9 protein-coding genes and 1 pseudogene are annotated in these 14869 nt (G+C 70.7%); 6 read left to right on the top strand and 4 right to left on the bottom strand.

Going from position 1 to position 14869, the window contains the following annotated elements; translation table 11 throughout:
• Positions 1 to 55: 55 nt before the first annotated feature.
• Both DY218_RS34075 and DY218_RS34070 read right to left on the bottom strand, forming a co-directional pair.
• Positions 56 to 1571 (bottom strand): annotated as a pseudogene (locus DY218_RS34075) (cation:dicarboxylate symporter family transporter).
• 182 nt (positions 1572 to 1753) lie between these two features.
• Positions 1754 to 2284 carry a DoxX family protein gene (locus DY218_RS34070; protein WP_128560057.1) on the bottom strand — a complete coding sequence of 177 codons (531 nt, stop codon included), beginning with the start codon at positions 2282 to 2284 and terminating at the stop codon, positions 1754 to 1756.
• Positions 2285 to 2651: 367 nt separating this feature from the next.
• Here DY218_RS34070 and DY218_RS34065 point away from each other — a divergent pair, with 367 nt between their 5' ends.
• Both DY218_RS34065 and DY218_RS34060 read left to right on the top strand, forming a co-directional pair.
• On the top strand, positions 2652 to 6026 hold the full coding sequence (locus tag DY218_RS34065) for a pyruvate carboxylase (protein ID WP_128560056.1): 3375 nt from the start codon (positions 2652 to 2654) through the stop codon (positions 6024 to 6026).
• A gap of 195 nt (positions 6027 to 6221) precedes the next feature.
• Entirely contained in the window at positions 6222 to 9425 is a 3204-nt protein-coding gene (locus tag DY218_RS34060) for an alpha-L-rhamnosidase (RefSeq protein WP_128560055.1), read from the top strand.
• Between the two features lie 62 nt (positions 9426 to 9487).
• Here DY218_RS34060 and DY218_RS34055 read toward each other — a convergent pair whose 3' ends face one another.
• On the bottom strand, positions 9488 to 10111 hold the full coding sequence (locus tag DY218_RS34055; protein ID WP_407703719.1) for an MSMEG_1061 family FMN-dependent PPOX-type flavoprotein: 624 nt from the start codon (positions 10109 to 10111) through the stop codon (positions 9488 to 9490).
• Positions 10112 to 10338: 227 nt separating this feature from the next.
• On the opposite strand from DY218_RS34055, the gene DY218_RS34050 reads away from it, so the two are divergent.
• The 4 genes from DY218_RS34050 to DY218_RS34035 all read left to right on the top strand — a co-directional run bounded on the left by DY218_RS34050 (position 10339) and on the right by DY218_RS34035 (position 14444).
• Positions 10339 to 11397, top strand: a complete 1059-nt coding sequence (locus DY218_RS34050; RefSeq protein WP_233522045.1) for a FecCD family ABC transporter permease — start codon at positions 10339 to 10341, stop codon at positions 11395 to 11397.
• Entirely contained in the window at positions 11394 to 12473 is a 1080-nt protein-coding gene (locus tag DY218_RS34045) for a FecCD family ABC transporter permease (protein WP_233522044.1), read from the top strand. Before DY218_RS34050 ends, DY218_RS34045 begins: the two co-directional genes overlap by 4 nt.
• Before the next feature lie 115 nt (positions 12474 to 12588).
• Entirely contained in the window at positions 12589 to 13416 is an 828-nt protein-coding gene (locus DY218_RS34040) for an ABC transporter ATP-binding protein (protein WP_128560074.1), read from the top strand.
• Between the two features lie 29 nt (positions 13417 to 13445).
• A complete protein-coding gene (locus DY218_RS34035) occupies positions 13446 to 14444 on the top strand; it encodes an iron-siderophore ABC transporter substrate-binding protein (protein WP_128560073.1) in 999 nt (332 codons plus the stop codon).
• 27 nt (positions 14445 to 14471) lie between these two features.
• Here DY218_RS34035 and DY218_RS34030 read toward each other — a convergent pair whose 3' ends face one another.
• Positions 14472 to 14819 (bottom strand): DUF1330 domain-containing protein, encoded by a 348-nt coding sequence (locus DY218_RS34030; protein WP_128560053.1) that lies wholly within the window; start codon positions 14817 to 14819, stop codon positions 14472 to 14474.
• Positions 14820 to 14869 lie beyond the last annotated feature (50 nt).

Below are 14869 nucleotides of genomic sequence, written 5' to 3'. Positions count from 1 at the left end.
CCGCGCGCGGCGGATGCGTCGGCATCCGTCGCGCGCGGGCGTGGGGGCGATGGCTTCAGGTGGCGTCCGCCCGGCGCGGTGGCGTCGGTTCGCCGTCGGGTGCCGGTGTGTCGGCCGTGTGTTCGTGGTCGGCACCGGTGCGCTGCCCGACCAGCGCCTTGGTGCCGGTTTCCGTCGCCGGTGCGTCGGCAGCGTCGGCGGCCTCACCGGACTCGGCGGGTTCCGCGGGTTCCGCGGCTTCACCGGCTTCGGCGCCCGGTGCCGTGTCCGCGACGAAGTCCTCCTTCCCGTCGAGCACGCGCGCCGCGCGCCCCCGGTCGAGGGCGCCCTCCCAGCGCGAGACCACGAACACGGCGACGCAGTTGCCGAGCAGATTGGTGGCGACGCGCATGGCGTCCATGATGCGGTCGACGCCGAGGAGCAGGGCGACCGCGCCGGCCGGGATCACTCCGAGGGCGGCAGCGGTCGCGGACAGGGCGAGGAACGCCGAACCGGGCACTCCTGCCATGCCCTTGCTGGTCAGCATGAGGACGAGTACGACGGTGATCTGCTGACCGAGACTGAGGTCCACGCCGACCGCCTGGGCGATGAACAGGGTGCCGATGGACAGGTAGATCGAGGCGCCGTCCAGATTGAACGAGTAGCCGGTCGGCAGGACGAGGCCCACGGCGTCGTCGCGGCAGCCCGCGTGCCGCAGCTTCTGCATCATCCGCGGCATGACGCTCTCGCTCGATGCGGTGCCGAGGGCGAGCAGCATCTCCTCGCGGGTGTAGCGGACGAACTTCCACAGACTCAGGCCGGTGACGGCCTTGAGGGCGACGCCGAGGAAGAGCAGGAAGAGCAGGGCCACGCCGTAGCAGACCGCGATGAGCTTGCCGTAGGTGGACAGCGCACCGAGGCCGTACTCCCCCACGAGGTGGGCGGTGGCGCCGAACACCGCGATCGGGGCGAGCTTCATGATGAACCCGACCACCGCGAAGATGACGTTCTGCACCTGTTCGATGGCGGGCAGGATCGCGGGGACCTTGGTGCCCGAGGTGCAGCAGCGCGGCGCCCACCAGGCAGGCCAGTACGAGGACTTGGAGCAGGGAGTTCTCGGCGAAGGCGCCGACCGCGCTCTCCGGCAGGGAGTGCAGGATGAACTCGCTGGTCGACGGCAGTTCGCCGCCGCCGGTCTGCTCGTCGACGGCGGAGGCGTCCAGGGAGGCGGGGTTCACGTTCATGCCGCTGCCCGGGCTGACCAGGTTGCCGGCGACCAGGCCGACCACGAGGGCCACGGTGGTGGCTATCTCGAACCAGACGAGCGCCTTGAGTCCGATACGGCCGAAGGCCTTGAGGTCACCGGCCTTGGCGATGCCGAACACGACGACGCAGAACACCAGCGGCGCAATCACGGCCTTGATCAGGCGGATGAAGCCGTCCCCCAACGGCTGGGCGGCGACGCCCACTTGGGGCCATATTCGGCCGACCAGCACTCCGAGGACCAGCGCGACTGCGACCTGGGCGAACAGGGACGTACGCAGCGAGCGGGCCACGCGTCGGGGGAACGAAGCTGAGGCAGCGGTGGGCACGGCACTCCTTCAACTGAGCTTCTGCGATGCGGAAATTACCTTCCGCTCAGCGCACTATGGAGGAGGCTCGGGGTTCTTGAGAAGGCCCAAACTTCTACTGCCGGGAAATTTGGACCAAGCTCCAATGCCGAGGTCGGACCGACCTCCGCACGACCGGTCCGGACGGTGGGACAGGCGCGGGCTCAGCCGGCCTCGGAGGGCTCCTCGCCCCGCTTGCGGCGCATCCGCGGCGCGATCACCGCAGCCGTGGCGAGCGCGCCCCCGATGAAGGCGGTGGCGACGACCCAGGGGCGGTCGAGGACGTGGCAGGTGGCGTGGTCGAGCGAGTAACGTCCGGCGCCCGTCACCCCGATGGCTGCCGCGGTGAAGCCGAGGAACGCGGGGTACTCGAAGCCGCCGGACTGGGAGAAGAAGCCGGCCGGCGCGTGCACCGCGACGGCGCCGGCCATGGTGCAGGCCGCGGCGGCGCCCGCGGCAGGCGTGGCGAGGCCGAGCGCGAGGAGCGCTCCCCCGCCGGTCTCTCCGAGCCCCGCCGCGATCGCGCTGCGGCGCCCCGGCTCGAAGCCCATGGACTCCATCGCCTTCGCGGTGTTGTCGAGGCCGCCTCCGCCGAACCAGCCGAAGAGTTTCTGCGTGCCGTGCGCGGCGAGCACGGCACCGGTGCCGACCCGCAGGGCGAGCAGACCGAGATCGCGGCGGTCGATGCAGGTCATACGGTTCTCCCGGTGCCACGGCGGGGCGGGTGCGCCGCCTGCTGTCTTCCACTGTCCCCGTGGCTGCCCGTACGGCTCAGTGGTGCTGCTCCGGACGGGTCACGCGGGCCCGGCGTACGCGAGGCGGGCCCGCGTGACCCGAAACAGGCCTGCGTCGGCCTGCCCGACACAGCCCTGCGGGCGCAAGGTGGGAAACGTCACCGTCCAGAGTCCGGGCATCCGCCTCCCCGGAGGCATGCTGCACGTACTGATGGGCAACAGCCGGGCGGGACCGCCCCGTCCCCGAGGGCGGTGCAGGACTCATGGCCCGGTACAGCCGAGTCGCCGGGACCCTCACCCGGGACCGGGCCGACAGAAAGGAACCCGCATGTTCCGCAAGGTGCTCGTCGCAAACCGCGGAGAGATCGCCATCCGGGCGTTCCGCGCCGGCTATGAGCTGGGCGCCCGCACGGTCGCCGTCTTTCCGCACGAGGACCGGGGCTCACTGCACCGGATGAAGGCCGACGAGGCCTATGAGATCGGCGAGCCGGGGCATCCGGTGCGGGCGTATCTCTCGGTCGAGGAGATCGTGCGGGCGGCACAGCGGGCGGGCGCGGACGCGATCTACCCGGGATACGGCTTCCTCTCCGAGAATCCTGAACTGGCGCGGGCCTGCGAGCGTGCCGGGATCACCTTCGTGGGGCCGAGCGCGGACACCCTCGAACTGACCGGCAACAAGGCGAGTGCGGTGGCCGCGGCACGCGCGGCGGGTGTGCCGGTGCTGGGATCGTCCGCGCCGTCGACCGATGTGGACGAGCTGGTGCGGGCGGCGGAGGACCTGGGCTTCCCGGTGTTCGTGAAGGCCGTTGCGGGCGGCGGCGGTCGCGGTATGCGGCGGGTGGAGGACCCGGCGGCGCTGCGGGAGTCGATCGAGGCGGCGGCGCGCGAGGCGGAGTCCGCGTTCGGTGATCCTACGGTGTTCCTGGAGAAGGCCGTGGTGCAGCCGCGCCACATCGAGGTGCAGATTCTCGCGGACGGTTCCGGTGAGGTCATCCATCTCTTCGAGCGGGACTGTTCGCTGCAGCGCCGCCATCAGAAGGTGATCGAGCTGGCTCCCGCGCCGCATCTGGAACCGGAGCTCAGGGAGCGGATCTGCGGGGACGCGGTGAAGTTCGCGCGGCAGATCGGCTATCGCAACGCGGGCACCGTGGAGTTCCTGCTCGACCCCGACGGGAACCATGTCTTCATCGAGATGAATCCGCGCATCCAGGTCGAGCACACCGTGACGGAGGAGGTCACCGATGTGGACCTGGTCCAGTCGCAGTTGCGCATCGCCGGCGGTGAGACCCTCGCCGACCTGGGCCTCTCACAGGAAACCGTACGGCTGCACGGGGCGGCCCTGCAGTGCCGCATCACCACCGAGGACCCGGCGAACGGCTTCCGGCCCGACACCGGGATGATCAGCGCCTATCGGTCGCCGGGCGGCTCGGGCATCCGCCTGGACGGCGGCACCACGCATGCCGGCACCGAGATCAGCGCCCACTTCGACTCCATGCTGGTGAAGCTGACCTGCCGGGGCCGTGACTTCGAGACCGCGGTCGGGCGGGCGAGGCGTGCGGTCGCCGAGTTCCGTATCCGTGGCGTGTCGACCAACATCCCGTTCCTGCAGGCGGTGTTGGAGGATGCGGACTTCCAGGCGGGGCGGGTCACCACCTCGTTCATCGAAGAGCGCCCGCAGCTGCTCACGGCACGCCATTCCGCGGACCGCGGTTCGAAGCTGCTCACCTATCTGGCCGATGTCACGGTCAACAAGCCGCACGGCGAACGTCCCGAGCTGATCGACGCGACGACGAAGCTGCCCCTGCTGCCCGAGGGCGCACCGCCGGTGGGCTCCAAGCAGAAGCTGACCCAGCTGGGCCCGGAGGGCTTCGCCCGGTGGCTGCGGGACTCCCCCACCATCGGCGTCACGGACACCACGTTCCGCGACGCGCACCAGTCGCTGCTCGCCACCCGGGTCCGTACGAAGGATCTGCTCGCGGTGGCGCCGACGGTGGCCCGGACCCTGCCGCAGCTCCTGTCGCTCGAGTGCTGGGGCGGTGCCACCTACGACGTGGCGCTGCGCTTCCTGGCCGAGGACCCCTGGGACCGGCTCGCCCAACTCCGCGCCGCGGTACCGAACATCTGCCTGCAGATGCTGCTGCGCGGGCGCAACACGGTGGGCTACACGCCGTATCCCACGGAGGTCACCCATGCGTTCGTCGAGGAGGCGACCGCGACCGGGATCGACATCTTCCGGATCTTCGACGCGCTGAACGACGTGAGCCAGATGCGGCCTGCGATCGACGCGGTGCGCGAGACCGGCAGCGCGGTCGCCGAGGTGGCGCTGTGCTACACCTCCGACCTGTCCGACCCGGCGGAGAAGCTCTACACGCTCGACTACTACCTGCGGCTCGCCGAGCAGATCGTGGACGCGGGTGCCCATGTGCTCGCGGTGAAGGACATGGCGGGGCTGCTGCGCGCGCCGGCCGCGTCGAAGCTGGTGTCGGCGCTGCGCAGGGAGTTCGGCCTGCCGGTGCACATCCACACGCACGACACGGCAGGCGGTCAACTCGCCACGTATCTGGCGGCGGTTCAGGCGGGGGCCGACGCGGTGGACGGTGCGGTGGCGTCGATGGCCGGCACCACCTCGCAGCCTTCGCTGTCCGCGCTCGTGGCGGCCACCGACCACTCGGAGCGGCCGACAGGGCTCGACCTGGGGGCCGTGGGCGACCTGGAGCCGTACTGGGAGAGCGTGCGCAAGATCTACGCGCCCTTCGAGGCGGGGCTCGCCGCGCCGACCGGGCGGGTGTACCACCACGAGATTCCGGGCGGTCAGCTGTCGAACCTCAGGACGCAGGCGATCGCGCTCGGGCTCGGCGACCGCTTCGAGGACATCGAGGCGATGTACGCCGCCGCGGACCGGATCCTCGGCCACCTGGTGAAGGTGACCCCGTCGTCGAAGGTCGTCGGCGATCTCGCGCTGCATCTGGTGGGTGCCGGGGTGGCGCCGGAGGACTTCGAGGCGGATCCGCACACCTTCGACCTGCCGGACTCCGTGATCGGCTTCCTGCACGGCGAGTTGGGCACGCCTCCCGGCGGTTGGCCCGAGCCGTTCCGTACGAAGGCGCTGCAGGGCCGGGAGGGTCCGAAGCCGGTGCGGGAGCTGTCGGCGGAGGACCGCGAGGGCCTGGACAAGGACCGGCGCCAGACCTTGAACCGGCTGCTCTTCCCCGGCCCGACCAAGGAGTTCGAGGCGCACCGGCAGACGTACGGCGACACGGGCGTCCTGGAGAGCAAGGACTTCTTCTACGGGATCCGGCCGGGCAAGGAGTACACCGTCGATCTGGAGCCGGGCGTAAGGCTGTTGATCGAGCTGGAGGCGATCGGCGAGGCGGACGAGCGTGGTGTGCGCACCGTGATGTCGACCCTGAACGGGCAGATGCGTCCGATCCAGGTGCGCGATCTGTCCGTCGCCTCGGACGTGCCGGTCACCGAGAAGGCCGACCGGTCCAACTCCGGCCATGTGGCTGCCCCGTTCGCCGGCGTGGTGACGCTGACCGCCGCCGAGGGTGACGAGGTGGAGGCCGGCGCCACGGTGGCGACCATCGAGGCGATGAAGATGGAGGCGTCGATCACGGCGCCGCGGGCCGGTCGCATCGCTCGCCTGGCCATCAACTCGATCCAGCAGGTGGAGGGCGGGGACCTGCTGGTCGAACTGGCCTGACGGGGAGGCCGATCGGCCCACCGGGACAGGGCCCGGGGCGGTACGGGAGGAGCAACTCCCGTACCGCCCTTTTGTGTTGACCTCGTCGACGGATCCGTCCGATTCCCCCGCACCCTCTTGACGCGCCCCAGGGGCCCCTCTAGCTTCAGCCCCGTTGTGAAACGATTCAACCCGAATCGCAAACGGAGCCGCGTAGTGATCAGCAGAAGACGACTGCTCAGTACCACCGCCGCCACCGCACTCGGCGCCGCCCTGACCGCCGGGACGGTCCCGGGCGCCCGTGCCGCCAACAGGCCCGCCGCCGCCGGAGCGGCGACGTCCGGGCGCATCACCGCCCCCACCGTGGAGTACGTGCCGAACGCCCTCGGCCTCGACGTGCCGCGCCCCAGGCTGAGTTGGCCGGTCGACACGGACGGCGCGGACCGCACCCAGAGCGCGTACCGGATCAAGGTGGCCACGACCGAGGAACTCCTCGACGAGCCGGACGTGTGGGACAGCGGGAAGGTCGACTCGGCCGCCTCGGTCCTGGTCCCCTACGACGGCCCGGAACTCGCCTCCCGTACCCGCTACCACTGGACCGTGCGCAGTTGGGACGGCGACGGGGTGGCGTCCGAGTGGAGCGAGCCCGCGTGGTGGGAGACCGGACTGCGGGACGCCGGCGACTGGTCCGCACGGTGGATCGCGGCGCCGAAGGCGCTGGGTGCGGCACCGTCGCTCGAGGAGGCCGCCTGGATCTGGTTCCCCGAGGGCGATCCGGCGAACAGCGCACCTGAGGGCACCCGGTACTTCCGCGGCCGGTTCGAGGTTCCCGCCGGGGTGACCCGGGCACGTCTGGTGAGCACCGCCGACAACGGTCACACCGCGTACGTCGACGGCACCGAGGTCGCCTCGGTGGAGGCCGATGACGCCGGGGAGAACTGGCGACAGCCGGTCGTCACGGATGTCACCGATCAACTCCACGACGGCCAGGGCGTGTTGGCCTTCGCCGCGGTCAACGCCACCGAGGGGCCGGCCGGTCTGCTCGCCGTCCTGGAGCTGACGACGGCCGACGGCACACGGATCGTCACCACCGACGACGGCTGGCTCAGCACCGACGAGAAGCCGGCCGACGGCTGGCAGTCCCCCGAATTCGACGACTCCGCCTGGGAGTCGGCGAAGGTGGCGGCCGCGTGGGGCGACGACCCGTGGGGCAAGGTGGCGGTCGCGCAGGCACCCGCGCCGCAGCTCCGCCACGAGTTCCGGCTGGGCGGCAAGAAGATCCGCAGCGCCCGCCTGTACGCCACGGCCCTCGGCCTGTACGACGCACACCTCAACGGCCGGCGGGTCGGCGAGGACCGGCTCGCACCCGGCTGGACCGACTACGACAAGCGCGTGCAGTACCAGACGTACGACGTGACGGAGCTCCTTCGCCCGGGCGCGAATGCCATCGGGGTGACCGTGGCGACCGGCTGGTACGCGGGGAACGTGGGCATGTTCGGCCCGCATCAGTACGGCGAACGCCCGGCGCTGCTCGCACAGTTGGAGGTCCGTTACGCGGACGGCTCCACCGAGCGCGTGGTGTCGGGCACCGACTGGCGGGCCGGGTCGGGTCCGGTCACCTCCGCCGATCTGCTGTCAGGCGAGGACTACGACGCCCGCCTGGAGACCCCCGGCTGGACGAAGCCCGGCTTCGACGACAAGGACTGGCAGCCGGCCGAGGAGATCGACGACGTCACCGCAAAGGTGGTCGCGGCGGTGGACGGCGCGACGCGGGTGGCGGGTGAGATCAGGACACAGAAGCTCACCGAACCCCAACCGGGCGTCCACGTCTTCGACTTGGGCCAGAACATGGTCGGTGCGGTGCGCCTGCGGGTGTCGGGGAAGGCAGGCACGACGGTCACCCTGCGCCATGCCGAGGTGCTCGATCCGGACGGCACGCTGTACACGGAGAACCTGCGCAGCGCCCGAGCGACCGACACGTACACCCTCAAGGGCGGCGGTACCGAGACGTACGAGCCGCGGTTCACCTTCCACGGATTCCGCTATGTCGAGGTGACGGGGCTCGAGGAGAAGCCTTCGGCGGATGCGGTGCGCGGGCGGGTGCTGCACACCGATGCGCCGTTCACCATGGACTTCGAGACCGATGTGCCGATGCTCAACCAGCTGCACAGCAACATCGGTTGGGGCCAGCGCGGCAACTTCCTGTCGGTACCCACCGACACTCCGGCGCGCGACGAACGTCTCGGCTGGACCGGCGACATCAACGTGTTCGCGCCGACGGCCGCGTACACGATGGAGTCCGCCCGGTTCCTCACCAAGTGGCTGCAGGATCTGCGCGACGACCAGCTGGAGGACGGTTCGCTGCCCGATGTGGCGCCGCTGGTCGGCAACGTCGGTAACGGCGCGGCGGGTTGGGGCGATGCGGGAGTGACCGTCCCGTGGGCCCTGTACCAGGCGTACGGGGACACCCGGGTCCTGGAGCAGTCCTGGACGTCGATGGAGCAGTGGCTGAAGTATCTCGAGGCCAACAGTGACGGTCTGCTGCGTCCTGCCGCCGGTTACGGGGACTGGCTCAACATCGAGGACGAGACGCCCAAGGACGTGATCGCCACCGCCTACTTCGCGCACAGCGCCGACCTGGTGGCACGGATCGCCGAGGTCCTGGACAAGGACCCCGCGCCGTACCGCGACCTCTTCGAGCGGATCCGCGCGGCGTTCCGCAAGGCATATGTGGCGTCGGGCCGGGTGGAGGGCGACACCCAGACCGCGTATGTGCTGGCCCTGTCGATGGACCTGCTCGCCGGCGACGAGCGCGGGCCGGCCGCCGACCGCCTGGTGGAGCTGATCAAGTCGAAGGACTGGCATCTGTCGACCGGGTTCCTCGGCACCCCGCGTCTGCTGCCCGTACTGACCGACACGGGTCACACGGATGTCGCCTACCGGCTGCTGACCCAGCGCACGTTCCCGAGCTGGGGCTATCAGATCGAGCTGGGCGCCACGACGATGTGGGAGCGCTGGGACTCGATCCGTCCGGACGGCAGCTTCCAGGACGCGGGCATGAACTCCTTCAACCACTATGCCTACGGCTCGGTCGGCGAGTGGATGTACGCACATGTCGCCGGGATCGCGCCCGGCGGTCCAGGGTTCCGGAAGGTGATCGTGCGGCCGCGGCCGGGTGGTGGCGTCACCGAGGCGAGCGGCACGTACCGCTCGATGTACGGACCGATCAGCACCCGGTGGAAGGCGACCTCGGGCGGCTTCCGGCTGTCGGTGTCACTGCCCGCGCACACCACGGGCGAGGTGTGGGTGCCGGCGAAGAAGGCGGCGGAGGTGACGCACGGCGGGGCGAAGTTCCTGCGGGTCGAGGACGGGTGTGCGGTGTTCTCGGTCGGCGCGGGCAAGCACCGGTTCAGCACCTGATCCGGGGCGTACGCGTGGTGGGCATCGGGGCTGCGCAGCCCCGATGCCCGCGGCCCGGCGCGTCAGCCGGTGGGATGCGCCGCGGACTCCCATGTCTCGGGTGCCCAGATGCCGGAGCGGTTCAGGGACTGCGGGCAGTGCAGATAGATCTCGTCGATCTCGACCACCACCGCGAGGGCGGGGCGCTTGCCCTTGACCGTCATCGCGTCGAAGAAGGGCGCGTCGGTGAGGATGCGGGCGCGGCCGTTGATACGGAAGACCTCGCGGGCGCCCGGGATCAGGTAGAGCAGGCCGACGTGCGGGTTGGCCAGGATGTTGTGCAGGCTGTCGCCGCGCCTGTTGCCCGGGCGGTCCGGCAGCGCGATCGTGCCCGCGTCGAGTATCTGTGTGAAGCCCGGTGCGTCACCGCGCGGTGATACGTCGCAGTTCCCGTCCGCGTCGGCGGTGGACAGGGCACAGAACGGCGACCTGGCGAGGAGGGCGCGGTCCTGCTCGGTGAGACGGTCGTGCACCTTGTCGATGACGATCGGGTGCGGGGTGCCGAGAATGTCCCGCAGCTCCTCGGCCGAGCGCAGTTCGGTGGATCCGGCGAGCACGGAGGCGGATGCGGCAGGGGCTGCGAGGTCCGCGGCGGCGTCCGTGATGGCGGCATCCGCGACAGCGGCGTCCGTGATGGCGTGAGGCAACGTTTCTCCGTAGCTGGGGGACGCGGGCGGGGCACGTCCGGCAGGCACTGTTAGCCTTACCTTACTTGTGGCCCGCGGCCGTGTCGGCGGCGGGCATGTGAAGGTACTTTGCCGGCTGTCCGCGGCACGGGGGCCGCCGCGTGGCAGACCTCGTGCCGCGCGGGATGTACGAACAGGGATGTAGACACAGTGCGCAACCGCTGGCCCGGTCCACGGGCGGCAGGGTCGTGACGGCACCTGCGGCTCCGACGCTCCCCCGTGAGCGCAGGTCTCCGCGCCGTGCCCGCAGCAAGCCGCTGCTCGCGCTCGGGCTGCTCGGCGTCGGGGGCGTACTGCTGCTCGCCGTCCTTGCGAGTCTGGCGATCGGCTCGGGGCCGGTGTCGTTCGCCGATGTGCTGCAGGGCGTCTTCGATCCGCAGCAGGGCGACAAGGGGCAGCTGATCATCCAGGAGGTGCGCATCCCGCGTACCGTGGCCGGACTGCTCGCCGGGGTGGCGCTGGGTCTCGGCGGCACGGTGATGCAGGGCGTGGCCCGTAATCCGCTGGCCGACCCGAGCCTGCTCGGGGTGAATCAGGGCGCCTCGCTCGCGGTCGTCACCGCCATCAGCGCCCTCGGTCTGACGGCGCCCTCGCAGTACATCTGGTTCGGATTCCTGGGCGCGCTGATCGCCACACTCGTGGTGTACGGGGTGGGCTCGCTCGGCCGTGAGGGTGCCACTCCGGTGAAGCTGGCGCTCGCGGGGGCGGCGACCGGTGCGGTGCTCGGCTCCTTCACCAGCGCGATGCTGCTCAACGACCGGGAGGGTTACGACCAGTTCCGGTTCTGGCAGGTGGGTGCCCTGGACGCGCGTGAGGCCGAAGTGCTGTGGCAGGCCGCACCGTTCATCGCGGTCGGCGGGCTGCTCGCGCTGTCGCTGGGGCCGCAGCTGAACGCGCTGTCGCTCGGCGACGATCTGGCCCGCGGACTCGGGCAGCGGGTCGGCCGGGCCAGGATCGTGTCGGCACTCGTGGTGGTCATGCTCTGCGGGGCGGCGACCGTGGTCGCCGGGCCGATCGGCTTCGTGGGGCTCGCGGTGCCGCACGTGGCCCGGTTGATCACCGGCCCCGACTACCGCTGGGTGCTGCCGTACAGCATGCTGCTCGCGCCGATCGTGCTGCTGCTCGCGGACATCCTCGGCCGGGTGATCGCGCGGCCGGGCGAGGTGCAGGTGGGTGTGGTGACGGCCGCGGTCGGCTGCATTCCGTTCATCTGGCTGGTGCGGCGCCGGAAGATGGTGGAACTGTGATCCCTTCGGTGATCGACGGCGGCCCTGCCGAGCGGAAGGCCCGTGCCGAGGCAGCGGTCCGGGACGTGGCGCGGGCCCGCGGCGCCGGGCGGCGGCGCTCGGTGGTGGTGACCGCGGGACTCGCCCTGTGTGCCCTGGCGGTGTTCTGTGTGTCGCTGAGTGTCGGCGACATGGTGGTGCCCGTCGCGGACGTCGTCGCGACGCTGTTCGGCAACGGTCCGGGCGGCGCCGAGTTCGTGATCATGGAGCTGCGGCTGCCGCGGGCGCTGATCGCGGTGCTGATCGGCATGGCGTTCGGCACCGCGGGCGCGGTCTTCCAGACCTTGCTGCGCAATCCGCTGGCCAGCCCGGACATCATCGGCATCAGCGCCGGCGCGAGTGCGGGCGCGGCGATCGGTTCGCTCGGCTTCCAGCTGAGCGGTCTGAGCCTGTCCCTGACCGCGCTCGCGGGCGCGCTGATCTCGGGTGCCGCGATCTATCTGCTCGCCTGGCGCAACGGCGTCGTCGGACAGCGTCTGGTCCTGGTGGGCCTGGGAGTGGCGGCCGGTCTGGTCAGCCTGGTGTCGTACCTGATGACGCGGGCGGAGGTGACCGACGCTCAGCAGCTCCTCGGCTGGCTGAAGGGCAGCCTCAACGGCCGCTCCTGGGAGCAGTTGGGGCCGCTGACCATCGCGCTGTGCGTGCTCGGCCCGCTGACCGTCCTGGCGTCCCGGTTCCTTCCGGCGCTGCAGCTCGGCGACGACACCGCCGCCGGGCTCGGGACCCGGGTCGAGCCGAGCCGCCTCGCGCTGCTCGCCTGCGCGACCGCGCTCGCCGGGGTCGCCACCGCCGCGGCGGGTCCGGTGGACTTCGTGGCGCTGCTCTCCGCGCCGATCGCACGGCGCCTGGTGCCGGGCAGGCCGGCCCTGCTGCCGGCGGCCCTCACGGGAGCGGTGATGGTGCTGGCCGCGGATCTCGCCGCGCAGCATGCGCTGCCGTCCACCCAGCTGCCGGTGGGTGTGGTGACAAGCATCATCGGGGCGCCGTATCTGCTGTTCCTCCTGGCCCGGGCGAATCGCGTGGGACGGGGAGGCTGAGATGGCCGTACGAGGGGACTCCGGGCGGGGTCCGGACGGTGCACGGCGGAGGTCCGCGCCCGGCGGGAGCCCGCGCCTCGAGAAGGGGACGACGGCCGGACAGCGGCCGGCGACGATGCGAGAGGGCGACACGGTGCAGGACGGACACACGCTCGAGGCCCGTGGTGTGTGCCTCGGCTACGGCGAGCGGGACATCGTGCAGGATCTCGACGTCACGATCCCGCGCGGCCGTATCAGTGTCATCGTCGGACCCAATGCCTGCGGCAAGTCGACCCTGCTGCGGGCGATGGCCCGGCTGCTCGCGCCGACGGCCGGTCAGGTACTGCTCGACGGCCGCGACATCCAGCAGACGCCGACCAAGGAGGTCGCGGCGCTGCTCGGCATCCTGCCGCAGTCCCCGACCGCCCCGGAGGGCATCACGGTCTCCGATCTGGTGGGCCGGGGCCGCTATCCGCACCAGGGCTGGTTCCGGCGCTGGACCGCCGAGGACGACACCGCGGTGGCCGAGGCGCTGCTCGCCACCGATGTGCTGGATCTCGCGGACCGGCCGGTGGACGAGCTGTCCGGCGGCCAGCGCCAGCGTGTGTGGATCGCCATGGCCCTGTCCCAGCGCACGGACATCCTGCTCCTGGACGAGCCGACGACGTTCCTCGACGTCAGCCATCAGCTGGACGTACTGGACCTGTTGACGGATCTGAACCGGGAGCGGGGGGTGACGATGGTCGCGGTGCTGCACGAGCTGAATCTGGCCTGCCGGTACGCGGACCATCTGATCGCGATGAAGGACGGGCGGATCGTCGCCGAGGGTGATCCGTCCGAGATCGTCGACGAGGAGCTGGTCGGCGAGGTGTTCGGGATGCGCTGCAAGGTGATCGACGATCCCGCCTCGGCCACGCCCGTGGTGGTCCCGCTGGGGCGGCACCACGTGCAACCGAAACAGTAAGGCTAGGCTAACCTGACTGGGTGAACGTCATGATGAAGTCCTCCCGCCGCACCGCGACTCTGCTGTCCGGCCTTCTCGCCGCCGTGCTCGTCTCCGTGTCGGCCTGCGGTTCCTCCGACGGCGACGAGTCGTCGGGCAGCTCCTCGTCCGGCTCGAAGGGCGCCTTCCCCGCCAAGGTCGCCACCAAGTTCGGTGAGGTCACCGTGGACGAGGCGCCCAAGCGGGTCGTCGCCCTCGGCTGGGGCGACGCCGAGACCGCGCTCGCCCTCGGTGTGCAGCCGGTGGGTGCGAGCGACTGGCTGCCGTTCGGCGGCGACGGTGTGGGCCCCTGGGCCAAGGGCAAGTACGACAAGAGCCCGAAGCTGATCGGCACCCTGGAGCCCGAGTACGAGAAGATCGCCGAGCTGCAGCCCGATCTGATCCTCGATGTGAAGTCCAGCGGCGACAAGACCCGCTACGACACGCTCAGCAAGATCGCCCCGACGGTCGGCGCCCCCAAGGGCGGCGACCAGTACAAGGTGACATGGGACAAGCAGACCGAGATGGTCTCCGCGGCGCTGGGCGTGCCCGAGAAGGGCGACGAGCTGATCTCCGGTGTCGAGAAGAAGTTCGCCGACGCCAAGAAGGCACACCCCGAGTTCAAGGGCAAGACCATCACGGTCGGCTCGCGCACCTCTGAGGGCTACGGCGCCTATGTGCGGGGCACCGGCCGGATCAACTTCGTCGAGAGCCTGGGCTTCAAGAACTCGCCCGCCGTCGAGAAGAAGGCCGGCAAGGCGTTCTCGATCTCGGTGTCCAAGGAGAACCTCGAGCTCCTCGACGCCGATGTGACCGTGATGACGCCGATCGGCATCCCCGCCAAGACCATCACCGACGACCCGCTGTACAAGGCGGTGCCGTCGGTGAAGGACGGCCGCGACCTGTTCTTCCCAGCGGGGGTCGACAAGGCCTTCGCCACGGACTCGGTGCTCTCGGTGTCGTACGCGATCGACAAGGTCGTCCCGCTGCTCGCGGAGAAGGTGAAGTAGCCGCCCGGGCCATCGGCCCTCCCCCGCTCATCCGGCGTCGGCCGCCGTCCGCATCAGGGCGGCGGTCGACGCCGGGTCGTATCCCTCGGGGACGCCCGGCACCAGGATCACGTCGCCCTCGATGTGGTCGGTGCGCAGCGGCAGGATCGCCTGGTACGCGTCCGAGCGGTACCAGCCCTTCGCCCGCTCCTCGTCGGGGAAGGCGATCATCACCAGGTATCCGGGCCAGGCACCCTCGACGACCTCGGGCCGCGATCCGTGCACGACGAACCGGCCCTCGTAGGGGTCGAGCGTCGACTGGATGCGCTCCATGTAGACGAAGACGTCCTCGTGCTGTGCTGCGCTCTGCAGGTGCGCGACGGCGTAGTGGGTCATGGCGTCCTCCTGGGTCTGCTGTGAACCGGTGTACGACCAGGCTCGCCGAG

The organism is Streptomyces triticagri (assembly GCF_003429565.1).
Lineage (GTDB): Bacteria > Actinomycetota > Actinomycetes > Streptomycetales > Streptomycetaceae > Streptomyces > Streptomyces triticagri.
Note: the sequence above shows the minus strand (reverse complement) of the source record. Positions and strands in the feature narration are given on the sequence as shown.